The following is a 26,974-nucleotide window of genomic DNA, read 5'->3' as shown; positions in this document are numbered from 1 at the left end:
ATCGCACGGAGGCCGGGCCGGCGCCCACCGCCCGCGAGGACGCATCACCTGGCTGACGACCCGCCCGACGACCCTGCCGGCGACTCGGCCGGCGACTCGGCCGGCGACGATTCCCGCTCGACACCCCCCCGTGCGCCCGCGATCCGGGCCGCGGCCACGATGTCCTGGAGCGCTGCGACATGCCTGGCCAGTGCCTGCTGTCCGGCGGGTGTGAGCGAGAGCCAGGTCCGGGGGCGCTTGCCCACGTGCCCCTTGCGGACGTCCAGGTAGCCGGCCTTCTCCAGCACCGACGCGGTCTTGCTGAGGACCGAGTCGGACACGTCGCAGCCGTCGCGGACCGTGGCGAACTCCGCCTCGTCGCACGCGGAGAGAAAGGCGACCACGGCAAGCCGGGTCGGGTGGTGGATCGTCTCGTCGAGGGCCGCCCGCTCCCGTCCCGGTGGATCGCCGGTCACGCCGGATCCCTCAGCGCGCGGTTGATCGCCGCGTTACGGACGAGGCATACGCCCCACACGCCGAGCCCCCACACGGCGAACACCGTGATCCGGGTCGCGGCCTCCCCCGCCCCGAGCCCCCAGCAGCACCCTCCGGCCGCCAGTCCCGCCACCAGGACGACCGGAAGCGCGATCCGGGCCCGTCGCAGGCGCGAGGACAAGGAGCGCGTCACCAGCACCCCCGTCCCCCGCCTCGCGGCCCGGACGAGTGCGATCACGGCGACGAGACCCAGGAGCGACACGAGAAGCGCCAGCAGCGCCGCCCCGCCGCCCCGGCCCCGACTCCAGGCGTGCACCACGTTCGGCAGCACCAGCGTCACCGTCGCAGTCGGGCCGTACCACGCCGGAACCAGCCCGGCCTTGAGCCGGGCCCGCTCCCTCGCCGTCTCCACACCCCTCAGCGCCTCCTCGGCATGCACCGCCGACCGGCCACCCTCCGGAGCTGTGGACACGTTCTCCTGCGACGGCATGAGCACACCGAATCCTTCCTGAGGCACAGACGGCAATGACGGCACTGAGGGCACTGAGGGCGCACGGGCACCGAACGGCCCGGCACTTACCATCATGGCATCTACTTTCCGGAATGGAAAGTGCTCGCCGGAAGCTCCCCCGCCTCCGTCGTCAGCGCAGTTCGTCCGGGCACGGTGTCCCCGGCTGCAGCTGGTAGGGCGCGCCCAGCCGGTACACGCCTGCGCGCGGTGCCAGGAGTTCCGTCCACTCGTCGCCGTACTCGTCCTCGTCCACCTTGATGAGACAGCCGTTCGTGTTCACGAAGTCCTTGGGGATGTCCTTGTCCGCACGGCGCTTGGACTCCTCGGTCTCCTGGGGCCGCTCCAGGCTCTTGCCCTCGTCGTCGACCAGGGCGAGCCAGCGCGAGTACGGGATCCGGATCAGCACCCGGCCGGCCTTCTTCACATGGATGGTCAGCTCCCCCGCGTCGGCCAGGTCCACCGTCGCCGGCGGATCGGCCAGCGGGACCGGGCTGTCCACCGAGTAGAGCCGCCAGTTGGCGTTCGACCAGATCGGCTTCAGGTACGGCTGCCCCTTGCTGACCAGCTCCGCCTCCTGAACCGCTCCGCTGGAGTCGGGGGAGCCCTGCGGCAGCACCACGTAGTGCACGGCCCAGCGGTCGAGCCACTGGCGGTAGCTGACGGAGTCCAGGGTGTCGTCGTAGAAGAGCGGGTTGCGCTCCATGTCGGCCTGCCGGTTCCAGCCCCGGGCCAGATTCACCACCGGAGCCAGCGCGGACGCCTCCCGGTGGCTGCTCGGGGGGACCACCTCGACCCGGCCGCGTTCGGCACCGACCTTCTGGAGCTGGTTGACCAGCGGAGCCAGCGACCGTGCCCAGGACGCGTCGGGCGCGGTCCGCACGATGTCGTCCACGCCCTTGAACCCGATCCAGAAGTTCAGCCCGGCGAACGCGAGGACCAGCGCGTACCACCGCCGGGAGCGGGGCTCCACGTACGGCAGTGCGGCCAGCAGCACCACTCCGGCGAACAGCATCGCCATCCGCGACACGTTCGAGCCGATCTGCGAGTCCACGACGTACGTGAGCAGCGTCCCGATGCCGTACACCGCGGCCGCCGTCCGCACGGTCTTCCACTCGCGCGGCACCAGGAAGAAGATCAGGACGGCGAAGACGAACGGCCCCGAGAGCGTCGCGACCGACATCGGCTGGGTACCGGAGAACGGGAAGAGCCACGCGGAGAGCGCCACCACCACGACCGGCGCCAGCCCCAGCGCGTACGCCCCGGGCCTGCGCTTGTTCAGGAACAGCGCGGCCGCGACCACACCGAGGAAGAGCCCGGCGACCGGGCTGCCCGCCGTGGCGAGCCCGGCGAGGGGCGCGGCGACGGCCGCCTTCGCCCACCGCTTGTGGCGCCACCGGTACGGCCAGCAGAACACCGCCGCCACCGCACCGAGCGCGAACATCATGCCGAGCCCGAACGTCACCCGGCCCGACAGCGCGTTGCACAGGTACGCGAAGACACCGGCCAGCGAGCAGGCCAGCGGATTGCGGACGGCCCGCACCCTGACCAGGATCAGCGCGGTCAGCCCCGCCGAGACCGTACCGGCGATCATCATCGTCGTACGGACACCGAGCACCGACATCAGATACGGCGACACGACGCTGTACGAGACGGGGTGCATGCCCCCGTACCAGGCCAGGTTGTACGCGGTACCGGGGTGCCGGCCGACGAACTCGGCCCAGGCGTCCTGGGCCGCGATGTCGCCGCCACTGTTCGCGAAGAAGAAGAACCAGAGGATGTGCGTCACGGCCGCGGCAGCCGTCGCGATGGTCACCGGATGCCGCAGCAGCCGCCCTGCCCGGGTCGTTTCGGGCGCGGCGATGCCCGTCTCCGGGGCGCGGGGGGCCGGCACTGTGGTCCGCATACTGCCGTTACTGCCCCTCTTGCCTCTGCTGTCGGCCGCCTCGCGGCCGGGTTTCGGCTCCGCGGTGGTCACTACGGCTCTCCCCGTCTCCCCGAGTTCCCGTCCCGTACCCCGAGCTTCGTACGCCGTGCGCCGTTCACCTGTGAGGACGCTGTCCCTGCGTCCTTGAGTTGTTCCGGGACGCTAACACGTACGAGAAAAGGGAGGGGGCGCCGGGATCGGCGCCCCCTCCCCTCGGTCCTGACCGGCCGAATCGTTCCGGCCGGTCAGGTTCGTCCGGCTCCGGTCAGCCGATCCGGGTCAGCTTGTCGCCGGCCGCCGGTTCGGTCAGGTCGCTCTGGAGCGCGACCGGCACCTGCACCTGACTGGTGCCCTCACCGACGGTGAGTGTCCCGACATGCGTACCGGCTGCCGCCGAGTGCGGGATCGTCTTGCCGTCGTCGGTCAGTTCGAGCTTGACCGTGAGGCCGGACCAGCCGACCGCCTTCACGTCCTTCGTCGCGACGACGGGAGTGGTGCCGCCCATGCCGTCGTCGACCGCGCCGACCACATCGCCCTTCTTGACGATCTTGGCGCCCTTCAGCAGGTCGAGCGTCGCCAGCATGACCTTCTGGCTGGCCGCGTTCACCGAGTCGATGATCGGGGTCCGGTGCTGCCCGAGCACCGCCCCGACGATGAGCTGGTCCGTGCCGTCGACCATCTTGTGCGCGGCGAAGAGCAGGGTGCCGCCCGCCTTGGTGGTGGATCCGGTCTTGATGCCGAGGGCGTTGTTGTACGGCACGAGCGTGTTGTAGTTCCGCCAGGTCTTGCCCGACGGGTCCTTCCACTCCGGCAGCTTGGTGATGTCCATCAGCGCCGGGAACTCGACGAGCTTCTCCCCCAGCTTCACCAGGTCCTCCGCCGTGCTGACCGTCGAAGCGGTGAGCCCGGAGGCGTCGGTGTAGGTGGTGTTCTTCATGCCGAGCTCGTCGGCGGTCGCGTTCATCTTCTTGATGAACGCCTTCTCCGAGCCCGCGTCCCAGCGTGCCAGCAGCCGGGCGATGTTGTTCGCCGACGGGATCATGAGGGCGGCGAGCGCGTCCTGCTCGGAGAGCATGTCGCCCTCCTTGACCGTGTCCAGGGTGGACTCGCCCTCGCTGGTGAGCCCGCCCTCCGACTCGGCCTTGGCGTCGATCTCTATGTTCGGACCCTTCTGCCCGCGCTTGAGCGGGTGGTCCTTGAGCACGAGGTACGCGGTCATCGCCTTGGCGACACTCGCGATCGGCACCGGCTTCTGCTCGCCGAACGAGCCGACCTTCCCGAGGCCGGTCGCCGCCATGTAGCCCTGGCCCTCGTCGGGCCACGGCAGGGACGGATCGGCACCCTCGAAGGTGTACGTCGGCTTCGCCGACAACGTGAGCGTCGGGTCGGGCAGCGGGCGCACCATCTGCACGATTGCAAACGCGATCACGAGAAGCAGGACCAGCGGGGTCCAGATCTTGACCCTCCGCACGGCGGTGCGGACCGGGGTCTCCGGCGGCGGCGGGGTGTTCGTCAGCTCGGCCAGCAGGTCGAGCGGCGGCCTGGGCGGCATCGGCTGCTGCCGGGTCCGCTCGGCACCGCTGAGCGAGGCGTCGGGCGGCAGCGGCGCGGGCGCCTCGGGCCGGGACGGCTGCGCGGGTGCCTCGGGACTGCGCGGCGCGGTGGCCGACCGTACGTCGTCGGCGCGCAGCGGTACGAACTTGCTGGTCCGCTCGGCGGGGGCCTCGGGCCGGGACTTCCGGCCGGCATCCGGCTCGGACCCGGGCGTCGGCGGCGCCGACGGCGGGGTGATCTTCAGCGCGGTCGTCGGCTGGTCGACGCGGGGCAGCTTGGGCGCCTTGAAAATGGCCGTCGGCTGATCGATCCCGCGCTTGTCGTCGGCGGCTTCGGCGTCACTGGCGCCGGCGGCCTGAGTGGCTTCGGAGGCCGGCGCCTTCTCGTCGGCTTCCTGGTCGGGGACTTCCTGATCGGGGGCCGACGTCTCGGAGTCCGGCGTCTCGGAGTCCGGCGTCTCGGAGTCCGGCGCGGGCTTCTGCTCGGAGCTCTCGGTGGACTCACTCGACTCGGTCGACTCGCCGCTGAGCTCCTCGGTGGGCTCCTCAGCGGGCTTCGAGCCGGCGTCCGGGCCGGACGCCGAGTCGGAACCCGCACGGGTGTGAGGCACCAGGACCTCGTCGGAAGTCGAGTCGCCCGCGCCGCGGCCGTCGTGGCCGACGTCGTCGCTGTCGTCGTCGTTCGGCTCCGCCACGGGTTCGTCGCCGGATTCGGCAGCGGGTTCGGCGACAGGCTCGGCCTCGCCCTCCGCGTCCGCATCCGCACGCCCGGCCGGCTCGTCCACGGCCGGCTCGTCCACGGCCGGCTCGTCCACGGCCGGCTCGTCCACGGCCGGCTCGTCGGCTTCCGCCGCCGCCCGCTCAGGCCCGGACTCGGAACCGGACTGCGAGTCGTCGTCGCCCTGCCCGTCGCCGCCACCCTTCGACACCCAGGCGGCAACTGCCGCCCGCAGCCGGTCATCGCCCTTCTCGGGCTCGACGGCGTCCTTCCCGGGCCCGGGAGCGTCACTCTCCGGCCGCTCCGCCGGTTCAGCGGCAGCGGCCTCCGCCGCATCGGCCGCCCCAGCGGGCTCGACGCCCTCCGCAGGCGCCTCGGGCTCCCCACCCGCATCCGCAGCGCCCGGACCGGCCCCGGGGGCCTCCACCGGGCGCTCAGAGCCTTCAAGGGCCTCCTCCGGGACTTCGGCGCCCGAACCGGACTCGACGTCGACATCGGCGCCCGAACCGGACTCGACGCCGACATCGGCGCCCGAACCCGACTCGACCTCAGCCTCGGCCCCGGACTCGACGTCGCCTTCGGACTCGGCCACCGGCGCGGCCCCGGACTCGTCCTCGCTCGCGGCCCCGGCTCCACCCCCGGACCGCTGCGTGCTGAAAACGGCCGTCGCCGTGTCCGCCCTGCCGCCGGACTCCGCCGGGGAGGCGGGTTCGCGGAACACCGCGAGCCGCGGATCGTGCTCGCCGCGAGCCGCTCCCGACGACTTCTGCTGCTCCGACTTGTCGGGGGACTCGCCCGCCACCGATGCCTCCTCCATGCGGCGCGGGGACATCCCCGCGCTGTCCGAACCATCTACCAGTGTCCCGTGTGAACCCTCGGCTGGGCTGCTAGACGAGAACGACATACCTGCCGGTTCCAGTACAAAGCACCCAGGCACCCTCGACAGACAGATGTGAGAGGGGTCACCCTGTCACTCATCCACGCGGGGAGGCATGGATGGGCAGGAGCCGCAGAACAATTCCGGAGGAGCTTCTGCTGCTCGCTCTGGACCCGACCACGGGTACCACAGCGCAGCCGCAGTCGCTCGACCTCGGCCTCGCCGGAGCCCAGCTAGTAGAGCTGGCCCTGGCAGGACGGATAGCCCCTGACGGGGATCGTATCGCCGTGGTGATGCCACGGCCGACAGGAGATCCGACTCTGGACTCCGCACTGGAACTGCTGCGCAGACGCGGCAGCCCGGTCCGGGCCGTCCACTGGATAGGCGGACCCCGGCTGGGGCTCCGCCAGATCTACCTCGCTCATCTGGAGCGGTGCGGCATGGTGCATGCCGTGGCGGGCCAGATGTGCGGAGTGCTGCCGACGACTCGCTACCAGGCGACGGACACGGCAATCAGCCGGGACATCAGGGCCCGGCTGGACAGTGCGATCCGCACCGGCGTACCGCCGGACCCGCGGACCGCGGCGCTCGCCGCACTGGCCCACGCGGTCGGACTCGGCAAGCACCTGTACCCCGGGAACGAGGGGCGCTCATCGCGCTCCCGGCTCCGGGACCTGATCAGGCACGACCCGATGGGCGGTCTCGTGGCGCACGCCGTGATGGACGTCCAGAACGGGGCGGTCGCACAACCGCGCCGCAACCAGGCGGCCGGCGTGCCGTTGCAACCGCAAGCGCAGTCGCAGTCACGTCGCGACAGCATGGCGCACACCGTGGCCCACTAGGGCCGCACAGGCGTCGACGCAGCACCCGCACGACCCGCACCAACGCACCGCAACGCACCACAGCAACAACCGAATACCGCCGCACCGACGTCCCCAAAGACCCGGTTCGGGAGCCGCACCAAGCGCGGGGCAGTCGGTACCACCGGCTGCCCCGCGCCGCTGCGTGTGGCCGTTTCCCAGCGCGGCCGGGGGCCCGGGTGGCAATCTGCTGAGCAGTAGATACGCACAGCTACATAGCCGGAGGTGCCGTTTCCGTGCCGTCCAACGTCAATCCCACCGTCAGGCGACGCCGGTTGGGTCAGGAATTGCGCCGACTGCGCGAGATCAAGGGCATGACGGCCGAGGAGGTGGCGGAGCGGCTGTTGGTCTCGCAGTCGAAGATCAGCCGCCTGGAGAACGGCCGCCGCTCCATCAGCCAACGCGATGTCCGCGATCTCTGCGGGGTGTACGAGGTCGAGGACCACCGGATCGTCGACTCGCTCATGCAGATGGCCAAGGACTCCCGCCAGCAGGGCTGGTGGCATGCCTTCGGGGACATCCCGTACAGCGTCTACATCGGCCTGGAGACCGATGCCGAATCGCTGAGGGTGTACGAACCCCAGGTGGTCCCGGGTCTGCTGCAGACCCGGCAGTACGCCGAGGCCCTGATCAACGGCGCGTTGCCGGAGGCGCCGCAGACCGACATCGACAAGCGCGTCAGCGTCCGTTCGCGGCGCCAGGACCGGATCAACGCCCCGGAGCACCCGCTGCGGCTGTGGGCGGTGATCGACGAGTCCGCGCTGCGCCGGCTGGTCGGCGGCAAGCAGGTGATGATCGAACAGCTGGAGCGTCTGGTGGAGGTGTCGCACCTGCCGCATGTGACCGTCCAGGTACTGCCGTTCGACATGGGCGCCCATCCGGGCATCAACGGGCAGTACGCCATCCTGGAATTCCCCGATGCCGCGGATTCCAGCGTCGTCTACATCGAGGGCGTCACCAGCGACCTCTATCTGGAGAAGGCGAATGACGTGCAGCGGTACAGCGTCATGTACGAACACCTGCGCGCCCAGGCGTTGAATGTGGAACAGACCCGGCATTTCATCGACGGGATCGCGAAGGAGTACACCCGCCTGAACACGGCGTGAATCCTGGCCGAACGGGCGCTTAAACCAGCCAGCCCGCAAAGTCTGGAATGAGAGAAAAGTGGCGATGTGACGAGTGGGGCGGCGGCACGGTACACCGTCGCCACCTCGTAATGGAAGACCCGCATGGTATATGCCATCCGGTCGAGTGAACGGCCCCTTCACGCAGGGAGCTTGGCGAGTAGCGTCGATCACGCCAACAGAACATCGTTGGCGCCACTCACACAACTCTCTGAACCGGAGTGAACATGGCCATTCGTCAGGGTGCTACGGATAAGTGGACGAAGTCGTCGTATTCCGGGGGCAACGGCGCCTGCGTCGAAGTCAAGTCCCCTCTCGTGCGGGCGATTGCAGTGCGCGACTCGAAGAGCCCCGAGGGTCCTTCGATCAGTTTCGTCCCCGGCGCCTGGAACGCATTCGTGCGTGACGTCGCCAAGGGTGTCGTCGACGCCTGACCGATGAATTCCGCAGTCCCGTATCGCAGCACCGATTCCGATGCTGCCGGTAGCCCTCTCGTCTGGTTCGCCGTCCTGGCCGAGGGGGCTCCCCGCGAGGCCCTGCGGAGTCGGGCGCTGCCGTCTCAGCGCAGCTGGTCCACGTAGCGGTCCGTGCCCGGCACGGTCGGAATGAACGGCGCCACGAGCTCCACCCGCCCCAGGCCCGATTCCGCGACCGCCGCGTCGAGCCCGGCGAAATGCTCCGCCCAGCATTCCCTCGGATCCTCCTGGAGGAACCAGAGCAGGGTCAGCCGGGTGCCGACGCCCTCGACCTGCTTCACATACGTCATCCGGTCACCCGGCAACGGGGTGGGACGGAACACCGTCACCATCGCCGCGGGCGACCCGCTCAACCGCTTCGGCAGCTGCCGTGAGCGCAGCCACTCCAGCAACTCGGCACGCTGCTCCGGCCCTTCGGCGTCGATCACCTCAAGGACCAGCCCGCGGTACGGGTGGTCGAGCGCGTGGAAGTCACGGGGCCCCGCGGCGCCGTCCCGGTAGACCGTCGCCTCGTGGTCCTGGAACGCCGTGAAGACATGGGTGCGGTCCTGGTAGACCCGGCCGTCCCGGTTCAGCCGCTTGTTGATGCCGACGGTCCACTTCATGTGGTCGTCGTAGCGCCCTTCCGTCACCCAGTACGTGGACAGGTAGCAGCCGGCCCCGACGGGAGACGCCACCGCGGACTTCTCCGGGTACCGCAGCTCCTGGAGCTCCCGCGTGGCCACCCAGCGGCGCCCGGCGAACATCCAGGGCATCGCCATCGCGCCCGCGTAGTAGTGATCGTCCTCGTACCAGCGGTTGTAGGCCCATTCATGGCCCAGGTGCGGCTCCACCATCGTGATCAGCGCATGGCCGGGATGGACCCCGTACGGTCCCAGCGCGGCCAGTTCGGCGTACGTGTCGCTGCGTGTCCCATCGCTCTCGCTCATGCCGTTCCCCTTCCGTACTCCGCCGGAGGCACCTACTCTGACGCCCCGTCAGAAGAACTGCCAGAGCCGGGAGGCACCGATGTTGCTCACGGGGAAGACCGTCATCGTTTCCGGGGTGGGCGCCGGGCTCGGGCATCAGATCGCGGCCACGGTCGTGCGCGACGGCGGCCGCGCGGTCCTCGGGGCGCGCACCGCGGCCAATCTCGCCAAGTCGGCCGCCGAGATCGATCCCGAGGGGCTCCACACGGCGCATCTGGCCACCGACATCACCGACGAGGCGCAGTGCGAGGCGCTCGCGGCGCTGGCCGTCGAGCGATTCGGGCGGATCGACGCGGTGGTCCATGTCGCCGCCTGGGACAGCTACTTCGGCGGGGTCGAGGACGCCGATCTGGACACTTGGAAGTCGGTCATCGACGTCAATCTGCTCGGCACCCTGCGGATGACGCGGGCCTGTCTGCCCGCCCTGAAGGAGCGGGGCGGATCGGTCGTCGTCATCGGCACGCAGTCCGCGGTGGCCGCCCCGTCCCAGGTGCGGCAGGCGGCGTACGCGGCGTCCAAGGGTGCGCTGACCTCCGCGATGTACTCCATGGCCCGGGAGTTCGGCCCGGACCGGATCCGGGTGAACACGGTGCTGCCGGGCTGGATGTGGGGGCCGCCGGTGCAGGCCTACGTGCAGTTCACCGCGCACACCGAGGGCGTGCCCGAGGCCGAGGTACTGGGGAGACTCTCCGAGCGCATGGCGCTTCCGGAGCTGGCCACGGACGGCGACGTGGCGGAGGCCGCGGTGTTCCTGGCCTCCGACCGGGCCCGGGCGATCACCGGGCAGTCCCTGCTGGTCAACGCCGGCGAGCTGATGCGCTGACGCTCTCGTACAGAGGTCTCCTCCTTCTCGGCCGCACGGGACCCGCATCCCGTGCGGTCTTTCTGCGCTCTTCGGCCCTTGTGGGCGTTCCCTCGTTCTTCTGCACAGCCTGACGAAGTGCCTGCTCATCGTGTGGCCGCCGTCACGTTCGCGACAACGCCCCCACGAGTCAAGAAGCAGTAAAATCGTTCGGCTTGCTGATCCGCGTTCACATCCCTGACCGCCAGAGACCTTGACCGAGGCACCGAACAGGCGGTTCAATCCCCGATGTCCCCGCTCCCGCACGGGGGCCCCGCTGAGCGGCCGTACTGACGAAGTGCGTACCCGTTCACAAGGCGGACCCCAGGAGGGGGCACATGAACAGTCTCGACTGGGTCGTGCTCATCGGCTACTTCGGCGTGATGATCGCGATCGGGCTCTGGTCCCACAAGCGTGTCGACAATGTCAGCGACTTCTTCACGGCCGGCGGGAAGATGCCGTGGTGGCTGTCCGGCATCTCGCACCACATGTCCGGCTACAGCGCCGTGATGTTCACCGGCTACGCCGGTATCGCCTACCAGTACGGTGTCACGTCCTTCGTCACGTGGTCACTGCCGATCGCCATCGGTATCGGGCTCGGCGCCAAGCTCTTCGCCCCCCGGCTCAACCGGCTGCGCTCGCGGCTGCACGTCGCCTCGCCGCTCGAATACCTGAAGAACCGCTACAACATCCAGACCCAGCAGGCACTCGCCTGGTCCGGTCTGCTGCTGAAAATCGTGGACGTCGGCGCCAAGTGGGCGGCCATCGCCACCCTGCTCTCCGTCTTCACGGGCATCACCCTGACCCAGGGCATCTTCATCACCGGTCTCATCACGGCCATCTACTGCACGGTCGGCGGCCTGTGGGCCGACGCGCTCACCGAGCTGGGGCAGTTCATCATCCAGTTGTTCGCCGGTATCGCGATGCTCGTCACCGCGATGAGCAAGCTGGACGGCTTCAGCACCCTGTGGACGGTCTGGGACAAGCTGCCCGAGGGCCACACGGACCCGACGGCCGGCCCGTACACCGTGACCTTCCTGCTGGCCTACCTGTTCATCAAGACCTTCGAGTACAACGGCGGCATGTGGAACCAGGCCCAGCGCTACATGGCCACGGACTCCGCCGCATCCGCGACGCGCTCGGCCCGGCTCTCCGCGATCCTGTGGCTCGTCTGGCCGACGGTCCTGTTCTTCCCGATGTGGTGCGCCCCGCTGCTCGTCCACGCGGAGAAGCCGGACGCCTCGGACAGCTACGCGCTGATGACCGAGCAGCTGCTGCCGCACGGTCTGCTGGGCCTGGTCGTCGTCGGCTTCTTCTCGCACACGATGGCCATGTGCTCCTCGGACGCCAACGCCATCGCGGCCGTCTTCACCCGGGACATCCTCCCGGTCTTCTCCAAGGCGTCCCGGAGCTGGAGCAGCCGGGCCGGACTGCTGGCCGCGCGGCTCTCCACGCTCGGCTTCCTGGGCCTGTCGATGGCGCTGGCGACCCAGATCAACTCGCCGACGTTCAAGGACATCATCTCCGTCGTCATCAAGTGGGTCGCCGGTCTGATGGGCCCGATCGCGATCCCGTTCATGCTGGGTCTGCTGCGGCGCTTCCGTAAGTCGGGACCGACGGCGGCGCTCGTCAGCTGGGCGGCCGGTCTGCTGGCGTTCTACTTCACCAACTACAACTTCGACGGTTCGACGAAGACGGACGTGGCGCTGCAGTACCAGGTGGCGCTGCCGCTGGCGATCTCGCTGGTGCTCTTCATCGTCATCGGCTTCATCAAGCCGGAGGACACCCCGGAGCGCGACGCGATCATCGAGCAGATCAACACGGACGGCGACGGACCGGGCATCGGCGCGACGGTACCGGCCCAGGCCGGCTCCGGCGATGTGCCGGTGACCGACGGCGCGAAGGGAACGGACAGCGCGGGCAGCGCCAACAGCGGTCAGGACTGACGCTCGCGGCGACGGCTGCGGCTGCGGCTGCGGCTGCGGCTACGGCTGCTGTACGGAGCTGAGGGGCGGGTTACGGGGACGCGGCGGCTTCCCCCTGACCCGCCCCTCAGCTGTCCCCCGCGGGTGTTCAGCCGCGCGGGTAGCGTGCCAGCCAGCCCGCGGCGACGGCGGCAGGGCTGTGCAGGGCGGGGCCCTGGGTCATCTCCATGGCGAAGTCGTCCGCGAGTTCGAGCAGCGTCGCCCGGCCCTCCAGCTCGGCGAGCCAGGCCGGTGGCAGGGCCGTCTCACCGTGCAGCGCGCCGAGCAGCGCCCCGCACAGGGCCCCGGTGGCCGCGGAAGGCCCGCCGTGGTTCACGGCCAGCCGCAGCCCGTGCCGGACGTCCTCGCCCACCAGTGCGCAGTACACGGCCACGGCGAGCACCTCCTCGGCGGAGTCCGTGGCGCCCAGCGACTCGATGAGAGCGGGCCCTGGGATGCCCTGGCGCACGGTGCCGAGGGCCTGTTGGAGCGCTTCGGTGACGGGCTGGTGGCCCTCCCGCTCGGCGAGCAGGGCGAGCGCGTGCTGCACGGAGCCGTCCAGCGTCTCGCCGCGCGCCAGCCCGTGCACCATCACGGCGAGCGCGCCGGCCGAGAGCAGGGCGGTGGGGTGGCCGTGCGTCTGGGCCGCGCACTCGACGGCCAGCTGGAGCACCAGCTGCGGCTCCCAGCCGACGAGCAGCCCGAAGGGGGCGGAGCGGGTGAGCGCGGCGGAGTCGTGCGCGGTGGGGTTCTTGGGCCGGTCCAGGGTGCCCATGACCGTGTCGCCGAAGCCGTTGAGGCACTCCCGGGTGGGTGCGCGCCGGGCGTAGAGCCATTCCTGGGCGGCGAGCCAGCCGTTGTCCTTGCGGCGTTCGTCGGGCCCCCAGTCGTGCTGGGTGGCGGCCCACCGCAGGTGCGCCTGGTGCACATCGGTGGGCGGGTGCCAGGCACCGATGTCGCGGCGGACCTGGGCGCGGATCAGCCCGTCGACGGTGAACAGGTTGAGCTGGGTGACGGCGGTGACGCAGCCGCGCCCGCCGTGGGCCGGGACGAAGTCGCTGACGGCGTCGGCCCCGTGGGCCTCGCGGATCTCCTCCAGCGAAAGCTCGCTGACGCCCGCGCCGAGCGCGTCCCCGATGGCTCCGCCGAGCAGCGCGCCGCGTACCCGGCTGCGGAAGTCCTGCTGTTCGGCACGGCCCCAGACAGCTGTGGTCCCTGTGCTCACCGTGCCCCTCCCCTGTCGGTTCGCCCGTGTGCGACTGCGCGGTAACTCGCAGCACTGTAATCGAACGACCACGCGGATCTTGGGGCGGAACAGTATGTACGAAGTGCTGGTTCGGTTCAGTTTTGCGCGGCATTCTCCGGGGTTTCCCGCTGCGTCCGGAACTCTCCGCGCGCCGGCCAAATTCCGTTGTGCCGCGCGGCCGTCCGGCGCGAGGATCACAGGATGGAATCCCCACGCCCCGGCGGTCACGCCGGCCCCATCGGCCCCGACGGGCGGGCCGGGATCGACGCGGCGCTCGTGAAGCGCCTGATCGACGCCCAGTTCCCGCAGTGGAGCGGGCTGCCCGTGACGCCGGTGGAGGTCGACGGCTGGGACAACCGGACCTACCGCCTCGGTCACGCCATGACGGCCCGGCTGCCGACCGCCGCGGGTTACGTCCCCGCGGTGGCGAAGGAGAACCACTGGCTGCCGCTCCTGGCCCCCTCGCTCCCCGTCGCCGTGCCGTCGGTGCTCGGCCTCGGCGAACCGGGCGAGGGCTACCCCTTCCCGTGGTCCGTACGCGGCTGGCTGCGGGGCGAGACCGCGGCCCGGGCCCGTATTGACGATCTCGCGGGGTTCGCGGTCCAGGTGGCCGGCTTCGTCCGCGCCCTCCAGGGCTGCGACGCCTCCGGCGGACCGCTCGCCGGGGAGCACAGCTGGTACCGGGGCGCCTCGCCCGCCCACTACGACGCGGAGACCCGGCGCTGCCTGACCGCGCTGAAGGGCCAGGTGGACACGGACCGGGCGCGCGAGGTCTGGGACGCCGCCCTGGCCGCCGAGTGGCACGGGGAGCCCGTGTGGTTCCACGGCGACATCGCCTCGGGCAACCTGCTCGTCGCCGAGGGCGAGCTGACGGCCGTCATCGATTTCGGTACGTCGGGTGTCGGCGACCCGGCCTGCGATCTCGTGATCGCGTGGGGGCTGTTCTCCGGCGAGAGCCGGGAGGCGTTCCGGCGCGCGGTCGGCCAGGACGACGGCACCTGGGCGCGGGCCCGCGGATGGGCGTTGTGGAAGGCGCTGCTGAACCTGACCGGGTTCATCGACAGCACGGACCGGCTACGGGCCGGCTCCGAACTGCGTGTGATCGAGGCCGTGCTGGCCGACCACCAGCGGTTCGGCTGAGGCTGGGGCCCGTCCCGCTCGTCCTCACGCACCACCCGACGCCGCCGGCCGCTCCCGCTGCTGCCGGGCCCACGCGTACTCCGGGTCGATCTCCAGCGCACGGTCCGGGGCCGCCAGCGCCTCCTGCAGGCGGCCCATCCGCCGGCAGGTCTCCCCGCGTCCGCTCACATGGAACACGAAGCGGTGCCGTGGGCCAGCCGGCCTTTGGCCGAAGTTCCGGCGAAACAGGTCGAGTTCCGCCGTGCGTCCGACGAAGGCGGCGCTTTGGCGGGCCTCGGCGATCTGCTGGAGGGACTGGCGTCGCGGGTCGGCTGCGGCCGGCATGGCCCCAGTCTGGCAGCTCCGTTCGCGCCGGTTCCGTATCGACCAGCACAAGGCATGATTGCCCGACGAGGAGTACGCCCCGACGCCGCCATGCGCCCTTTCTGGCTACGGGCTACGCGGCCGCTTCCGCTCAGGACCGCCCAGGCCGAGGAACCGTCTATTCCTCGGCGAAGATGTCCTCGGCCGACCGGGCGGCAGGGGCCCGCAGAAGCCAGCGGTTCAGGGTGTCGAGATCGCCGCAGGTGGTGATCCGTTCACGCGCCTCGTCCGATACGTCGACGCCGGCTCGTGCGAGGAAGAGCAGGATGCCTTGCGCGATGCCTTCCGTCCGGCCTTCCGTCCGGCCCTCCGTCCGGCCCTCCGCCCGGCCCTCGTCCCGGATTTCCTCTGCCATGAAGGACTTGTAGAAAGAGAGGTCCACGGCCACCAGGTTCCTCCACTGATGTGCGGCCGGGCGGGTGCCCAGGCCCTGTGCGGTGAGTTCGACAAGGGGATCGGCGATGATTTCCGGTACGTCCCGCAGAGCGGCTGACAGCGTTTTCAGTATGGCACCGATGTCCGGATCGGCGGCATGTGTGATCGCCGCCAGCGTGGTGAGCGCCAGATCCTTGCGGGCCTCGGCGACATTGGTGATCACCGGCATGTTGTGCGGGCCCGCGACGAGCGGGCGCAGGGTGAGCGCGGGCCACTGACGGGGCCCGATGGCGACCGGGAGGGAGGCCCATTCCGCGGTTGCACGGTCCTGGCAGACGACCAGCAGCAGCGGCGGGAGCCGGTATTTCGTGTACAGGTAGGACAGGTAATACGCCCAGCTCGCCGGCTTGTCCGTGTCCTTCTTCCCTTGGGCCTCGATGGCCAGCAGCAGCGGCTCATCGTTCTCCGTGTCAAGCCGCAGCAGGGTGTCCACACGTCGTTCGAGCGGGCGGTTCTCGGTCAGGTCGGTGGGCATCACGGTGACCGAGACGGGTGGGGAGATCGTGATCCCCAGTACTTCCGAGACACGGGAGAACAGGCCCGGGTGTTCCTGGAAGATGCGGTGCATCGCCTCATGGGGCGAACTGACCATGCGGGACTCCTCGGAGTGGCTTGACGCCCCAAGTACCCAGGGCAACAGGCTCGTTCTTGCCGGGAGCATATGTCCGCAGATCTCGTCCAGACCGGCCCGAAGGGTCAGCTCACCCATGTGAGTGACATAGCCGGAACGGCAGTTGAGGGCACCCGCTTCCGGAGTCCGACCGGGCGACTCCGGAAGCTGTCCGTGCTCCGTGCTCCGTGCTCCGCTACTGCGGCAGCACCGGCAGCAGCTCCGGCAGATGCCCGTCCGAGGCGGCGGCCGCCGTCACCCGCTCCTGCGGCACCTCCCCGTACAGCGTCGTACGCGGCTTCGCCGGGCGCCCGGCCGCCTCGGCCACCGCGACCAGGTCCTGCACGGACTTGTACGAGCCGTAACTCGACCCGGCCATCCGGGAGATGGTCTCCTCCATCAGCGTGCCGCCCAGGTCGTTCGCGCCCGAGCGGAGCATTTCGGCCGCGCCCTCGGTACCCAGCTTCACCCAGCTGGTCTGGATGTTGGTGATGTGCGGGTGGAGGAGGAGCCGGGCCATCGCGGTGACGGCGCGGTTGTCTCGGTCGGTCGGGCCGGGGCGGGCGATGCCGGCCAGGTAGACGGGGGCGTTGGTGTGGATGAACGGCAGCGTCACGAACTCGGTGAGGCCGCCGGTCTCCTGCTGCAGCGCGGCCAGGGTCCGCAGGTGGCCCAGCCAGTGCCGGGGCTGGTCGACATGGCCGTACATCATCGTGGACGAGGAGCGCAGACCCACCTCGTGAGCGGTCTTGATGACCTCCAGCCAGGTCGCCGTGGGCAGCTTGCCCTTGGTGAGGACCCAGCGGACCTCGTCGTCCAGGATCTCCGCCGCCGTGCCCGGGATCGAGTCGAGTCCGGCCTCCTTCGCGGCGGTCAGCCAGTCCCGGATGGACATCCCCGTACGGGTCGCGCCGTTGACGACCTCCATCGGCGAGAACGCGTGCACGTGCATGCCGGGCACGCGTTCCTTCACCGCCCGCGCGATGTCGAAGTACGCGGTGCCGGGCAGGTCCGGGTGGATGCCGCCCTGCATGCAGACCTCGACCGCGCCGACGTCCCACGCCTGCGCGGCACGGTCGGCGACCTGGTCCAGGGAGAGGGTGTACGCGTCGGCGTCGGTGCGCCGCTGGGCGAAGGCGCAGAAACGGCAGCCGGTGTAGCAGACGTTGGTGAAGTTGATGTTGCGCGTGACGATGTAGGTGACGTCGTCACCGACCACGTCCCGGCGCAGCGTGTCGGCGATCCGGCACAGCTCGTCCAGCGCCGGACCGTCCGCGTGCAGCAGGGCGAGGGCCTGCTCGTCGGTGAGCTTCGTCGGGTCGTCGGCGGCCTGGCTCAGCGCCTCGCGGACGTCCCCGTCGATACGGGACGGGACCATGCCGGGCGCCGCGGCCTCGCGGAGCGCCTCCCAGTCCCCGTAGACGTCGTCGAAGTCGTCGCGGCGGTCGCCGGTGCGGCCCTCCGTGTCGATGGTGTGGTGCAGATCGGTGCGGCCGAAGGAGCTGAATCCCTCGTCCGGCTCCTGCCAGGGCAGCCCGGCGGGGATCGTCCCCTCCTTCGCGAGCCCGGTCTCCGGGTCGGCGAGGGCGCGGACGTGCGGCAGCAGACGCGGGTCGAGCCAGGGCTCGCCGCGCTGGATGAACTCCGGGTAGATGGTGAGCCGTTCGCGCAGCACGAAGCCGCTCTCGGCGGTCTTCGCCGCCAGCTCGTCGATGTGCGGCCAGGGACGCTCGGGGTTCACATGGTCGGGCGTGAGCGGCGAGACACCGCCCCAGTCGTCGATCCCGGCGCCGATGAGCAGGGCGTACTCGGCGTCGACGAGGTTCGGCGGGGCCTGGATCCGGGCGGACGGGCCGAGGATGTGCCGGGCGACGGCGATGGCGGCGGCCAGCTCCTCCAGCTCCGCGTCCGGCATGCCACGCATCGCGGTGTCGGGCTTGGCACGGAAGTTCTGGACGATGACTTCCTGGATGCCGTGGTAGGCGCGGGCGGTCTTGCGCAGCTCGAAGAGGGAGTCGGCACGCTCCTCGTACGACTCGCCGATCCCGATGAGGACGCCGGTGGTGAACGGGACGTTGGACCGGCCGGCGTCCTCCAGGACGCGCAGCCGTACGGCCGGCTCCTTGTCCGGGGAGCCGTGGTGCGGGCCGCCGGGCTCGGACCACAGCCGGGTCGCGGTGGTCTCCAGCATCATCCCCATCGACGGGGCGACGGGCTTGAGCCGCTGGAGGTCGGTCCAGGTCATGACGCCCGGGTTGAGGTGGGGCAGCAGCCCGGTCTCCTCAAGCACCCGGATCGCCATGGCCCGTACGTACGCGAGCGTGTCGTCGTACCCCTCGGCCTCCAGCCACTCACGCGCCTCGGGCCACCGGTCCTCGGGCCGGTCGCCCAGCGTGAACAGCGCTTCCTTGCAGCCCATCTCCGCGCCCTTGCGGGCGATGTCGAGGACCTCGTCCGGCGACAGGAACATGCCGTGGCCCTCGCGCCGGAGCTTGCCGGGCACGGTGACGAAGGTGCAGTAGTGGCACTTGTCGCGGCAGAGCCGGGTCAGGGGGATGAAGACTTTGCGGGAGTACGTGATGACGCCCGGCCTGCCCGCGGCCTCCAGGCCCGCGTCACGCACCCGCGCGGCCGAGCCGGCGAGATCCGTCAGGTCGTCACCGCGCGCCTGGAGCAGGACGGCGGCCTCGGTCACGTCGAGGGCGACACCGTCTCTGGCACGCTTGAGGGCACGTCGCATGGAGTTGGTGGTGGGGCGTCCGCGCTGAGGATCGGTCATGAACCGAGCATACGAGCGAGTAGCCGGCCGGTGGCCGGCCGGATCTTCCGCAGGTCACCCGCGCCCCTGCCGCCCCGGGCCGCGCGGCGGCCCGCTCCCCGCAGACTCGGCCCGTAGGCTCGGCACGGTGATGGAAACGATCGTCTTCGACATCGGCGAGACACTCATCCGCGACGACCGCTACTGGGCGTCCTGGGCCAACTGGCTCGGCGTCCCGCCGCACACCCTGAGTGCGCTGGTCGGGGCCGCGGTCGTCCAGGGGCGGGACGACGCCGACGCGCTGAGCATCCTGCGCCCCGACATAGACGTCAACGAGGCCTCGCTGGCGCGGGCCGCGGCGGGGCGCGGCGAGCACCTCGACGAGTCGGACCTCTACCAGGACGTACGGCCCGCCCTCGCCGAACTGCGCACCCTGGGCGTACGGGTCGTGGTCGCCGGAAACGGCACGGTGCGGGCCGGCGAACTGCTGCGCGCGCTGGACCTGCCGGCGGACCTGGTCGTCACCTCGGACGAGTGGGGCGTGGCCAAGCCGGACCCGGAGTTCTTCGCCCGCGTACTGGAGGTGTCCGGGGCGACCCCGCAGGAAACCCTGTACGTGGGCGACCACCCGGCCAACGACCTGTTCCCGGCCAAGTCCTCCGGGCTGACGGCCGCGCACATCCGGCGCGGAGCGTTCGGGCACTGGTGGGCGGATCACCCGGACGTGGTCGACACGGCGGACTTCCGCATCAACGCCCTGACGGAGCTCCCGGCCCTCCTGAACAAGTCCCCGACGCCACCCCGCCCGAGGGCGCTGCGGGCGCTGTGACCCGCGCGGGTCGGCAGGTCGTCCCCAGCCCGTCCGGCGACCAACCCAGCCCGTCCGGCGGCCCAACCAGCCCGTCCGGCGTTTGAGGACGGAACCCCCGCCGAGGTGACCGGCCACCTCATCGCACCGCCCACCCGTCCAAGGGTTCCGTGCTCAAACGCCGCACGGGCTGGGCGGGCAGCGCACCGGCCCGGTGGAAGGTGGCACCGGGCTAGCCGGCAGCGGCACCGTTGTCCGCGAGGATCTTGTCGATACGGGCGCGGTGCGCCGCCTCCCACGCGTCGAGGGTCTCGGCAGCCTCCTTGGCCGCCTTCGCACGGGCGTCGAGCAGTACCTGCTCCCGCACCGCAGCCGGCGTGACGACGACACCCTCCTCGTCGGCCACCACGATGTCCCCGGCCCGGACGGTCACCCCGCCGCACCGCACGGGTTCGTTGAGCGGCGTCACGGCCTTCTTCGTACCCGGGACGGGGATGACGCCCCGGGCGAAGACGGGAAAGCCCATCTCCCGCACCTCGGCGAGGTCCCTGATGACCCCGTCCATCACGAACGCCGCGATGCCCCGCCGCTGAGCCACGGCACACACGTTCCCGCCGGCCAACGCGTAGTCCACGTCCCCCGCTTCGACGACGATGACCGATCCGGGCTCGGCGCGATGAATGGCCGCGTGCAGCATCAGGTTGTCCCCCGGAGGGCACCGCACGGTGAACGCCGGCCCGGCGACCCGCTGCTTCGACGGCCAGAGCGGTCGAATACCGATGTCCATGACCTGCTCGCGTCCGAGCAGATCGGCGAGCGTGGTCGGTGAGATGTCCCCGAAACCGCTGACGTCGTACATGCGCACCCTCCGTGGCCCCCGCCCCTGGAGCAGGGACGGCACCGACATTTCACGGCCCTTCGACTACTCCGTCAACTGGACAGAACTGGCGCCAACTGTACACTTCATTACATGAGTGACACTTGGCCGATCACTGAGGCCCGCGCCCGCTTCGGCTCTCTCGTGCGCAGGACGTCGAACGCGCGCGAGCGCATCACGATCACCGACCACGGCCAGCCTGCGGCCATACTGATCAACCCACAGGAACTGGCAGAGCTGGAAGACGCACTGGCTCTCGCCCAGTACCAGGCCCGCCAGGCCTCCGGCAGCGTCGAAACAGTTCCTCATGACCAGGTACGCGCACGGCTCGGCCTGGAGCAGCGTTGACACACCTGATCACGTGGGACGAGCGCGCCATCGACCAGGCTGCCCGGTTCCTCAAAGACGACCCCGACGGCCTGCGCCTGCTCATGGATGCCGTCGACCTGCTCGCCGAGAACCCGCTCCCCGAAGGGGCAATGCCTTACGGCTCCCCCACGCTGCGACGCGTCCACGTCGGGCGCTACCGGGTGCTGTACGAAATCGAGGACGCCCAGGTCACCATCATCGTGATCCACGTGGGACGAGTCGGCTGACACTCGACCGGCCACCGCTCAGTCGCGACGCACCTGCTCCACCCGCCGGGACAGCGCCTCGTTCATCGCATGGAACTGCGGGAGCGTGTCGGAGCGCAGCTGCGACGAGACGAACGGGACCGCGACCCCGGTGAAGCTCTCGCTCTGTGTCAGGCGGACACGATGCGCGCCGAGCCTCTCGATCACGAACCGGTGCTCCCCGTCCGCGATCCAGCCGGGCCCCACCTTCCCGAGCCACCGGAGCTCCCGGCCCGGTGCCACGGTCAGGAGTTCGGGCTCGAAGACCATGTCGCCGGTCCTGTCGTGGAGCACGTTGCGCAGAGTCGCGCCCACTTCGAGGCGGCCACCGTCCGAGGTCACCTTCGACGACGTCATGAACGGGTTCCACTGCTTGTAGGCGGGCAGGTCGGTCAGCACCTGCCAGACCTCGTCGGGCGAGGCCTCGATCTCGATGGAGGCCTCCAGCCGGACCGGGTGGGTGTTGGTCCAGCCGGTGTATCCGGCGAGCAGTGCGATCAGGGCAGCCCCGGCCCCGAGCAGCACCCGCCGCCGCTTGCGGCGTCGAGCGGGAGCGGACGCTTTCGCCGCCGGCTCCGGAGGAGCGTCACTGGCGGAGTGCGGTAATACGGTGTCCATCATCGGTCTTCCTCTCACATCGGGATACGGGACACGGGACATGGGACACGTGATGCGGGATACGGGGCTTCAGGCGGACGTGCCTCGCAGCGCACCGGCCACGAGCCGGTCGACGTACGCCGCATCGATGGGGGCCCCGGTAATGAGCAGCCGGTAATACAGGGCCCCGGCCAACTGGTCGAAGAGGACCTCGGCATCGACGCCGTCCGACAACTCACCGGCATCCCGCGCCTGTTCGATCAACCGGAGAACCAGCACGTTGCGCCGCAGGAACATGGCATGGACGGCGGCACCGATATCCGCGTGGCGCGCAGCCGCGGCCGCCACCTCGGCGACCACCCCCGCTGACGAGTCGCCCGACGTCGAGGGACGCCCGGCCAGCCTCATCCGGTGCAGACCGTCGACGATCGCGTTGAGGTAGCGGGTGAGGTCCGCTCGGACGTCGCCCCGGTACTCGACGGGCACGTCGTCCTGCATCCGCGCCACCACGGCGACGACAAGGTGATCCTTGGTGGGCCAGCGCCGGTACAGCGTGGTCTTCGCGACCCCGGCCCGCACCGCGACCTCGTCGACCGAGAACTGGTCGTAGCCGCGGTCGAGCAGCAACTCCCTTGCCGCATCGGCGATACGGCCGTCCGCCGCCTCGCTGCGCGGACGGCCACGCCGGACCATCGGTTCCGGTTCCAGTTCCATGAGTCCGGCCCACCCCTTATCGCTACGGTCGTTTCGTAAAACGAAAGTAGCGCCACCGGCCGCATTACGCAACGGCCGTAGCGAAATAGGAGAGGGGTGAGGCGGCCCGCCAGGCGGCCCGTCAGCCGATGATCAGAGGGAGCCTCCCGGCGAACTCGCCGAGTTCGGCCGTCTCGGCCTCCGTCGGGCGGCGCCGGCCGGTGCCGACGAGGAGCGCGTCCTTGTCGGAGAACGACGCCGGAAACTCCGTACCGGCAATCGCACTCAGCAGCTCGCGCGCCCGCGCCAGCCCCTCCGCGGGCGGATCCGCCGCGTCCGGAAGGTGGGCGATCAGGTCGAGGTGGTGCAGCGTGCTCTCCAGGACGTACACCGAGAGGTAGTCCGTCACGGTGTACACCTCGTCGCGGGTACTGACCCGGAGGCCCGGCGCGGCGAGCCCGGCCGCGCGGCCGGCGGCCGAGCCGACGTCGTCGAAGTGGAACTTGAGCAGCCACGGTTCGCCGTACGCGGCCGCCAGCCGGACGGTCAGCGCGTCGAGTGGGTCGTCGCCGGTGGGAGGCGTGTCCGCGACCTCCCAGTACGTCACCGCGTCCCGGGTCGGCTCCGTCTCGGCGGGGGTGGCGAGCGTGATCAGGACGTCCTGGGCGTCGATGACCAGATGGCAGACCAGGTCCCGCACGAGCCAGCCGGCACAGCCGGACGGCCGGGCGAAGTCCTCGTCCGCGAGTTCGGCCACTGCTGCGCGCAGTGCTGTCCAGGAGAGTGAGAAGTGGTCCACGGCCGCAAGCTAGCAGCGCCCGCCCCCGGGCGCGGGCGATTTCACGCCCCGCCCGGGTTCAGTTCCCCGGGTCAGCCGTTCGGGGTGCTGTCGACCTTGAAGTTCATCTTGACCTTGCCGCCGATGACGGACGTCGCGGTGACCGTCACGCCGTACAGCTTGCCGTCCGACGCCAACTGGCAGCGGACCGTGGCGTTCACGCGGGCCGGCAGATTCTCCTTGCAGGAGAAAGCGTCGGGCGCCTTGCCCGCCTGCGCTGTCAGGGCGGCCTTGCCCTGACGGGCGACCTCGGCCTTCTCCACCGACGGCTCCCCGCCACCGACACCGGGGCTGGCCGCATCGGTGGGCTGGGCGGAGTCACTGGGCGCGGGATCCACCGAGTTGCCGGGTGACGGGTCGGCGGAGCCGCCGGCAGCGGGGGCGTCGTCGACCTTGAAGTCCATCTTGACGTTGTCGCCGTCGACGGACTTCGCGGTGGCCGTCATGCCCAGCTTCGTACCGCCCGCGGTGAGCGTGCAGCGCACCGTCTCGCCCACCTCGGCCTTGAGGTCGTCCTTGCAGCTGACGGAGTCCGGGTCCCGGCCGACCTTCTTGCTCAGGGCCGCCGAGGCCTGCTTCTCGACCTCGTCCTTCTTCACGACCTTCGAGCCCACGCTCGCCGAACAGCCCACGGCGAAGAGCACTGTCATGGCCCCCGCCACCGTTCGCATCGCCATCCGACTCCGCGCTGACTGCCGCATGCGCCCCCTGGATCAAGTGTTCATGTCAAGACCTGGCGGGCAAAGCTAACACCATAATCGCCCCTTCGGCGGCCCTCCTCGCTATCCCCGTCCACCACCCCGACCTCGGCCCACACCGTCTTGCCGACCACACGCTCCGCCACACCCCAGTTCGCCGCCAGGCCCGCGACGAGCCGGAGGCCGTAGCCCGCCTCGGCACCGCCCTCACCCGCACGCACTTCCGGCCGCCGCTCCCCTCGCGCGTCCGACACCTCGACGCGGACTCCGCCCGCACCGGTCGGCATCGACAACCGCAGCTCGAAGTCCCGCCCCGTCACGTACCCGTGCAGGACCGCGTTGGCCGCCAGCTCGGCCACGACCACCGCCACGTCGTCGGACAGCTCGCTCCCGTACGGCACGCCCCACTCGTCCAGCTGGTGCACAGCCAGCCGACGGGCGAGCCGCGCGCCACGGCGGGTAGAGCTGAAACGTTGGACGAACTCGGCGTCCACAAGGGTGATTTCGGCGTTCATGTGACTCAGCGTGGCCGCGTGCTCGTACGCTGACCAGGAGTGACACCACGACTCCGGGAAGCTGTACGGACGCGCCTGTCCGGCTGTACGGGTGTCGGGCCGTGACCGGACGGACAGAGGCGGTACGGGGCAGATGGCGAACGCGCAACGGGAAGAACGACCGGAGCGACCGGCCGAGTCGGACGGCACGGCGCACCTGTTCAGGGCGCTGGGGAGACAGATCAAGGTCCTGCGCGAGCGCGCGGGAATGAGCCAGCGGGACCTGGCCACGGCAACCCATTGCGGCGAGGACCTGATCTCCGCGATGGAACGGGGCGTACGCACACCTCAACCGGACTTCCTGGTCCGCGCCGACGAGGTCCTGAACGCGGGCGGCGTACTGGTGGCCGCCATGGAAGAGGTACGGGACGCGCTGACCCGGTCCCGGACGCGGCACCCGGACTGGTTCCGGGACTATGCGCGGGCGGAGGCGGAGGCGGTTGCGCTGCACGAGTACAGCAATCAGGCTGTCCCCGGCTTGCTCCAAACCGAGGAGTACGCCCGGGCGATCTTCACCCGGCGCCGTCCCCTCCTGAACGAAGAGACCGTCGAGAAGCGTGTCGCCGACCGACTTGCTCGTCAGTCGATCTTCGAGCGCTGGCCTGCGCCGACCTTCAGCTTCGTCCTGGAAGAAGCAGTACTGCAACGACCGATCGGCGGTCGAACCGTTCACCTCAATCAACTGCGCCGCCTGTGCCAAGTAGGCCTCATGAGAACGGTCGAGCTGCAAGTGATGCCGACCGAGCGCGAGGAGCACCCTTCTATGGATGGGCCCTTCACACTGCTGACGCCCAAGGGCCGAAACGAAGTCGCCTACACCGAAGTTCAAGGTCACGCCCGCCTCATCACTGACCCGGACGAGGTCCGCGTGGTCAACGAGCGCTATGGGATTATGCGAGCGCAGGCTCTCACCCCGAGGGAGTCCCTGACGCTGATCGAGAAGATGCTGGGAGAGCGATGAACACCGAGCAACTGCACTGGTTCAAGAGCAGTTACAGCGGCGGCGAGGGCGGAACCTGCGTCGAGGTCGCCTACGACTGGCGGAAGTCCAGTTACAGCAGCGGCGGTGGCGGCGAGTGCATCGAGGTCGCCACCTCCCCCACCACCATCCACGTCCGCGACTCCAAGAACACCCAGCGCCCCCACTTCGACGTCACCCCGACCGCCTGGTCCACCTTCGTCGCATACGCCCAAAAGGCCTGATCAGCACCGGGTCGCGGGTGGGCGCGACCCGGGCGGCCGCGACCCGGATGGCCACGTCGCGGCGGCCCACGACGTAAAAGGCTTTAAAGCACTTGGGGAAAGAAATTTTCACCAACCCAACCCACCCGGCGGACCCGTCACCCGCACGGGTGAGGTTTGCCAACTGGGCTGGATTTGGACCGGGTTGCCTGGCATATGCTCGCCGCACCAAACTTCAGAAATGAGACGACCCCCGCCGGGACGCCAATCCCGAACGAGGGCCTGACCAACCAGGAAGCAGAGACCTTCCCGATGGCTGCTCGCCAGATTATCGCGCCCCCTTCAGCCCCGTCCTCCGGTGTGGTGCATGTCAACATTCGGCACACCAGCGGCTTCACGGTCGTGGGCAATCACCTCAGCCAGCACGCCGAGCTCTCGCTCACCGCGATCGGTCTGGCCGTGCACATCCAGTCGCTGCCGCCCGGAGCGAAGGTCGGCATCAAGCACCTGGTGGAGCGGTTCCCCGAGAGCGAGCAGCGCATCGCCGCCGCCCTGCGTGAGCTGGAAGAGCACGGCTACCTGAAGCGGACGCGGGTGCACGGGCGTGACGGCCGGGTGCACACGCGCACGGTGTCCTACAACCACCCGCAGGCCGCCGCACACGGCAAGGAACGGCAGCGAAGGCGCCCCGCACCGGACTCCGCGCCGCCCGTAACACCGGCATCCCCGCCCCCGCCGCCCGTACCGCCGCAGCCCGCAGAGGCAGAGGCAGTCGCAGTCGCGCCCCGGCTCGTCCCCGTACCCACGGCTCAGAAGCCCCCGCCGCCTCCCTTGCCGAGGCCGCACAACCCCAGGCCGCAGCTGCTGCACGCGGCCGCGGATCTGCTCGTCGGGCTGCGTGACCAGGACGCCCAACTGGTCCTGACCGAGGCCGATATCGAGCAGCTGATGCCTGCCGTGGCGGCGTGGTTCGAGCGGGGCGCCTCCCCCGCTGCCGTACGTCACGCGCTCACGGCGGACCTTCCCCGGCCGCTGAGGTTCCCGGCGAAGCTGCTGCGGCACCGGCTCACCGCGCTCCTCCCGTCAGGGCGCTCGCTCCCGGCCGCCTACCGTGCCGTACCGCTCCAGAACTGCGACGACTGCGACCGCGCGTTCAGGGCATCCGAGCCCGGTCTGTGCGACTCCTGCGCATCCGAGAGCCACCAGCTGACACCCGCCTGAGGCCGACCGGACCGCATGGGCGTAAATGCCGGTGCGGTCCGGCAGCCGAG

The 26,974-nt window shown here is 70.2% G+C and carries 27 protein-coding genes; 12 read left to right on the top strand and 15 right to left on the bottom strand.

The window, feature by feature from the left end:
* Positions 1-44: 44 nt before the first annotated feature.
* From ACFVW8_RS02710 to ACFVW8_RS02695, 4 genes are all read right to left on the bottom strand, one after another.
* Positions 45-455 (bottom strand): winged helix-turn-helix domain-containing protein, encoded by a 411-nt coding sequence (locus ACFVW8_RS02710; protein WP_389685740.1) that lies wholly within the window; start codon positions 453-455, stop codon positions 45-47.
* Positions 452-964, bottom strand: a complete 513-nt coding sequence (locus tag ACFVW8_RS02705) for a hypothetical protein (RefSeq protein WP_389685739.1) — start codon at positions 962-964, stop codon at positions 452-454. The genes ACFVW8_RS02710 and ACFVW8_RS02705 overlap by 4 nt, the downstream gene beginning before the upstream one ends.
* Positions 965-1,115: 151 nt before the next feature.
* A complete protein-coding gene (locus ACFVW8_RS02700; protein ID WP_389685738.1) occupies positions 1,116-2,960 on the bottom strand; it encodes an MFS transporter in 1,845 nt (614 codons plus the stop codon).
* A 214-nt stretch (positions 2,961-3,174) separates the two neighbouring features.
* A complete protein-coding gene (locus ACFVW8_RS02695) occupies positions 3,175-6,012 on the bottom strand; it encodes a hypothetical protein (RefSeq protein ID WP_389685737.1) in 2,838 nt (945 codons plus the stop codon).
* A gap of 164 nt (positions 6,013-6,176) precedes the next feature.
* On the opposite strand from ACFVW8_RS02695, the gene ACFVW8_RS02690 reads away from it, so the two are divergent.
* The 3 genes from ACFVW8_RS02690 to ACFVW8_RS02680 all read left to right on the top strand — a co-directional run bounded on the left by ACFVW8_RS02690 (position 6,177) and on the right by ACFVW8_RS02680 (position 8,475).
* On the top strand, positions 6,177-6,899 hold the full coding sequence (locus ACFVW8_RS02690) for a GPP34 family phosphoprotein (RefSeq protein ID WP_389685736.1): 723 nt from the start codon (positions 6,177-6,179) through the stop codon (positions 6,897-6,899).
* Positions 6,900-7,153: 254 nt separating this feature from the next.
* Entirely contained in the window at positions 7,154-8,023 is an 870-nt protein-coding gene (locus ACFVW8_RS02685; RefSeq protein ID WP_389685735.1) for a helix-turn-helix domain-containing protein, read from the top strand.
* A gap of 245 nt (positions 8,024-8,268) precedes the next feature.
* Positions 8,269-8,475, top strand: coding sequence for a DUF397 domain-containing protein (locus ACFVW8_RS02680; RefSeq protein WP_389685734.1), 207 nt, complete (start codon positions 8,269-8,271; stop codon positions 8,473-8,475).
* 125 nt (positions 8,476-8,600) lie between these two features.
* Here ACFVW8_RS02680 and ACFVW8_RS02675 read toward each other — a convergent pair whose 3' ends face one another.
* Positions 8,601-9,446 carry a hypothetical protein gene (locus ACFVW8_RS02675; protein ID WP_389685733.1) on the bottom strand — a complete coding sequence of 282 codons (846 nt, stop codon included), beginning with the start codon at positions 9,444-9,446 and terminating at the stop codon, positions 8,601-8,603.
* A gap of 79 nt (positions 9,447-9,525) precedes the next feature.
* Between ACFVW8_RS02675 and ACFVW8_RS02670 the strand changes: the two genes are divergently transcribed.
* Together ACFVW8_RS02670 and ACFVW8_RS02665 are read left to right on the top strand one after the other, a co-directional pair.
* Positions 9,526-10,308: an SDR family oxidoreductase gene (locus ACFVW8_RS02670; RefSeq protein ID WP_389685732.1), complete on the top strand. Its 783-nt coding sequence runs from the start codon at positions 9,526-9,528 to the stop codon at positions 10,306-10,308.
* Positions 10,309-10,664: 356 nt separating this feature from the next.
* Complete coding sequence (locus ACFVW8_RS02665; protein WP_389685731.1) at positions 10,665-12,272, top strand: sodium:solute symporter family protein; 1,608 nt, start codon at positions 10,665-10,667, stop codon at positions 12,270-12,272.
* A 127-nt stretch (positions 12,273-12,399) separates the two neighbouring features.
* Here ACFVW8_RS02665 and ACFVW8_RS02660 read toward each other — a convergent pair whose 3' ends face one another.
* A complete protein-coding gene (locus tag ACFVW8_RS02660) occupies positions 12,400-13,515 on the bottom strand; it encodes an ADP-ribosylglycohydrolase family protein (RefSeq protein WP_389685730.1) in 1,116 nt (371 codons plus the stop codon).
* 222 nt (positions 13,516-13,737) lie between these two features.
* Between ACFVW8_RS02660 and ACFVW8_RS02655 the strand changes: the two genes are divergently transcribed.
* A complete protein-coding gene (locus ACFVW8_RS02655) occupies positions 13,738-14,676 on the top strand; it encodes an aminoglycoside phosphotransferase family protein (RefSeq protein ID WP_389685729.1) in 939 nt (312 codons plus the stop codon).
* A 24-nt stretch (positions 14,677-14,700) separates the two neighbouring features.
* On the opposite strand, the gene ACFVW8_RS02650 is transcribed toward ACFVW8_RS02655, so the two are convergent.
* The 3 genes from ACFVW8_RS02650 to ACFVW8_RS02640 form a co-directional block, all read right to left on the bottom strand.
* The gene (locus tag ACFVW8_RS02650) at positions 14,701-15,000 is read right to left on the bottom strand and encodes a tetratricopeptide repeat protein (protein WP_389685728.1); all 300 of its coding nucleotides are present in this window, start codon (positions 14,998-15,000) and stop codon (positions 14,701-14,703) included.
* 157 nt (positions 15,001-15,157) lie between these two features.
* Positions 15,158-16,066, bottom strand: a complete 909-nt coding sequence (locus ACFVW8_RS02645) for a hypothetical protein (protein WP_389685727.1) — start codon at positions 16,064-16,066, stop codon at positions 15,158-15,160.
* Positions 16,067-16,280: 214 nt separating this feature from the next.
* Positions 16,281-18,863, bottom strand: coding sequence for a bifunctional FO biosynthesis protein CofGH (locus ACFVW8_RS02640; RefSeq protein WP_389685726.1), 2,583 nt, complete (start codon positions 18,861-18,863; stop codon positions 16,281-16,283).
* Positions 18,864-18,993: 130 nt separating this feature from the next.
* Between ACFVW8_RS02640 and ACFVW8_RS02635 the strand changes: the two genes are divergently transcribed.
* On the top strand, positions 18,994-19,671 hold the full coding sequence (locus ACFVW8_RS02635; protein ID WP_389685810.1) for an HAD family hydrolase: 678 nt from the start codon (positions 18,994-18,996) through the stop codon (positions 19,669-19,671).
* Positions 19,672-19,882: 211 nt separating this feature from the next.
* Here ACFVW8_RS02635 and ACFVW8_RS02630 read toward each other — a convergent pair whose 3' ends face one another.
* Positions 19,883-20,509, bottom strand: coding sequence for an RraA family protein (locus ACFVW8_RS02630; RefSeq protein WP_389685725.1), 627 nt, complete (start codon positions 20,507-20,509; stop codon positions 19,883-19,885).
* A gap of 111 nt (positions 20,510-20,620) precedes the next feature.
* Here ACFVW8_RS02630 and ACFVW8_RS02625 point away from each other — a divergent pair, with 111 nt between their 5' ends.
* Together ACFVW8_RS02625 and ACFVW8_RS02620 are read left to right on the top strand one after the other, a co-directional pair.
* On the top strand, positions 20,621-20,875 hold the full coding sequence (locus tag ACFVW8_RS02625; protein WP_389685724.1) for a type II toxin-antitoxin system Phd/YefM family antitoxin: 255 nt from the start codon (positions 20,621-20,623) through the stop codon (positions 20,873-20,875).
* A complete protein-coding gene (locus ACFVW8_RS02620) occupies positions 20,872-21,123 on the top strand; it encodes a type II toxin-antitoxin system RelE/ParE family toxin (protein WP_389685723.1) in 252 nt (83 codons plus the stop codon). The genes ACFVW8_RS02625 and ACFVW8_RS02620 overlap by 4 nt, the downstream gene beginning before the upstream one ends.
* Before the next feature lie 18 nt (positions 21,124-21,141).
* Here the strand turns inward: ACFVW8_RS02620 and ACFVW8_RS02615 are convergent, their stop codons facing one another.
* From ACFVW8_RS02615 to ACFVW8_RS02595, 5 genes are all read right to left on the bottom strand, one after another.
* Entirely contained in the window at positions 21,142-21,759 is a 618-nt protein-coding gene (locus ACFVW8_RS02615; RefSeq protein ID WP_389685722.1) for an SRPBCC family protein, read from the bottom strand.
* 69 nt (positions 21,760-21,828) lie between these two features.
* On the bottom strand, positions 21,829-22,452 hold the full coding sequence (locus ACFVW8_RS02610) for a TetR/AcrR family transcriptional regulator (RefSeq protein WP_389685721.1): 624 nt from the start codon (positions 22,450-22,452) through the stop codon (positions 21,829-21,831).
* A 121-nt stretch (positions 22,453-22,573) separates the two neighbouring features.
* Positions 22,574-23,230, bottom strand: a complete 657-nt coding sequence (locus ACFVW8_RS02605; protein ID WP_389685720.1) for a maleylpyruvate isomerase N-terminal domain-containing protein — start codon at positions 23,228-23,230, stop codon at positions 22,574-22,576.
* A 71-nt stretch (positions 23,231-23,301) separates the two neighbouring features.
* On the bottom strand, positions 23,302-23,919 hold the full coding sequence (locus ACFVW8_RS02600; RefSeq protein ID WP_389685719.1) for a DUF4333 domain-containing protein: 618 nt from the start codon (positions 23,917-23,919) through the stop codon (positions 23,302-23,304).
* 71 nt (positions 23,920-23,990) lie between these two features.
* A complete protein-coding gene (locus tag ACFVW8_RS02595) occupies positions 23,991-24,482 on the bottom strand; it encodes an ATP-binding protein (RefSeq protein WP_389685718.1) in 492 nt (163 codons plus the stop codon).
* A gap of 133 nt (positions 24,483-24,615) precedes the next feature.
* Here ACFVW8_RS02595 and ACFVW8_RS02590 point away from each other — a divergent pair, with 133 nt between their 5' ends.
* The 3 genes from ACFVW8_RS02590 to ACFVW8_RS02580 all read left to right on the top strand — a co-directional run bounded on the left by ACFVW8_RS02590 (position 24,616) and on the right by ACFVW8_RS02580 (position 26,924).
* Positions 24,616-25,482: a helix-turn-helix domain-containing protein gene (locus tag ACFVW8_RS02590; protein WP_389685717.1), complete on the top strand. Its 867-nt coding sequence runs from the start codon at positions 24,616-24,618 to the stop codon at positions 25,480-25,482.
* Positions 25,479-25,724 carry a DUF397 domain-containing protein gene (locus tag ACFVW8_RS02585; protein WP_389685716.1) on the top strand — a complete coding sequence of 82 codons (246 nt, stop codon included), beginning with the start codon at positions 25,479-25,481 and terminating at the stop codon, positions 25,722-25,724. Before ACFVW8_RS02590 ends, ACFVW8_RS02585 begins: the two co-directional genes overlap by 4 nt.
* A 291-nt stretch (positions 25,725-26,015) precedes the next feature.
* Positions 26,016-26,924, top strand: coding sequence for a hypothetical protein (locus tag ACFVW8_RS02580; protein WP_389685715.1), 909 nt, complete (start codon positions 26,016-26,018; stop codon positions 26,922-26,924).
* The last annotated feature ends 50 nt before the right edge of the window (positions 26,925-26,974 follow it).

The organism is Streptomyces sp. NPDC058221, assembly GCF_042882365.1.
Lineage (GTDB): Bacteria > Actinomycetota > Actinomycetes > Streptomycetales > Streptomycetaceae > Streptomyces.
This window is presented reverse-complemented; position numbering and strand designations above follow the sequence as displayed.

What these genes read in the sequence shown, in the direction of transcription:
- ACFVW8_RS02705 (WP_389685739.1), bottom strand. Translation starts at nt 964, where the DNA reads ATGCCGTCGCAGGAGAACGTGTCCACAGCTCCGGAGGGTGGCCGGTCG.
- ACFVW8_RS02695 (WP_389685737.1), bottom strand. Translation starts at nt 6,012, where the DNA reads ATGTCCCCGCGCCGCATGGAGGAGGCATCGGTGGCGGGCGAGTCCCCC.
- ACFVW8_RS02690 (WP_389685736.1), top strand. Translation starts at nt 6,177, where the DNA reads ATGGGCAGGAGCCGCAGAACAATTCCGGAGGAGCTTCTGCTGCTCGCT.
- ACFVW8_RS02680 (WP_389685734.1), top strand. Translation starts at nt 8,269, where the DNA reads ATGGCCATTCGTCAGGGTGCTACGGATAAGTGGACGAAGTCGTCGTAT.
- ACFVW8_RS02675 (WP_389685733.1), bottom strand. Translation starts at nt 9,446, where the DNA reads ATGAGCGAGAGCGATGGGACACGCAGCGACACGTACGCCGAACTGGCC.
- ACFVW8_RS02670 (WP_389685732.1), top strand. Translation starts at nt 9,526, where the DNA reads ATGTTGCTCACGGGGAAGACCGTCATCGTTTCCGGGGTGGGCGCCGGG.
- ACFVW8_RS02665 (WP_389685731.1), top strand. Translation starts at nt 10,665, where the DNA reads ATGAACAGTCTCGACTGGGTCGTGCTCATCGGCTACTTCGGCGTGATG.
- ACFVW8_RS02655 (WP_389685729.1), top strand. Translation starts at nt 13,738, where the DNA reads ATGGAATCCCCACGCCCCGGCGGTCACGCCGGCCCCATCGGCCCCGAC.
- ACFVW8_RS02650 (WP_389685728.1), bottom strand. Translation starts at nt 15,000, where the DNA reads ATGCCGGCCGCAGCCGACCCGCGACGCCAGTCCCTCCAGCAGATCGCC.
- ACFVW8_RS02645 (WP_389685727.1), bottom strand. Translation starts at nt 16,066, where the DNA reads ATGGTCAGTTCGCCCCATGAGGCGATGCACCGCATCTTCCAGGAACAC.
- ACFVW8_RS02640 (WP_389685726.1), bottom strand. Translation starts at nt 18,863, where the DNA reads ATGACCGATCCTCAGCGCGGACGCCCCACCACCAACTCCATGCGACGT.
- ACFVW8_RS02635 (WP_389685810.1), top strand. Translation starts at nt 18,994, where the DNA reads ATGGAAACGATCGTCTTCGACATCGGCGAGACACTCATCCGCGACGAC.
- ACFVW8_RS02630 (WP_389685725.1), bottom strand. Translation starts at nt 20,509, where the DNA reads ATGTACGACGTCAGCGGTTTCGGGGACATCTCACCGACCACGCTCGCC.
- ACFVW8_RS02625 (WP_389685724.1), top strand. Translation starts at nt 20,621, where the DNA reads ATGAGTGACACTTGGCCGATCACTGAGGCCCGCGCCCGCTTCGGCTCT.
- ACFVW8_RS02615 (WP_389685722.1), bottom strand. Translation starts at nt 21,759, where the DNA reads ATGGACACCGTATTACCGCACTCCGCCAGTGACGCTCCTCCGGAGCCG.
- ACFVW8_RS02610 (WP_389685721.1), bottom strand. Translation starts at nt 22,452, where the DNA reads ATGGAACTGGAACCGGAACCGATGGTCCGGCGTGGCCGTCCGCGCAGC.
- ACFVW8_RS02600 (WP_389685719.1), bottom strand. Translation starts at nt 23,919, where the DNA reads ATGACAGTGCTCTTCGCCGTGGGCTGTTCGGCGAGCGTGGGCTCGAAG.
- ACFVW8_RS02595 (WP_389685718.1), bottom strand. Translation starts at nt 24,482, where the DNA reads ATGAACGCCGAAATCACCCTTGTGGACGCCGAGTTCGTCCAACGTTTC.
- ACFVW8_RS02590 (WP_389685717.1), top strand. Translation starts at nt 24,616, where the DNA reads ATGGCGAACGCGCAACGGGAAGAACGACCGGAGCGACCGGCCGAGTCG.
- ACFVW8_RS02585 (WP_389685716.1), top strand. Translation starts at nt 25,479, where the DNA reads ATGAACACCGAGCAACTGCACTGGTTCAAGAGCAGTTACAGCGGCGGC.
- ACFVW8_RS02580 (WP_389685715.1), top strand. Translation starts at nt 26,016, where the DNA reads ATGGCTGCTCGCCAGATTATCGCGCCCCCTTCAGCCCCGTCCTCCGGT.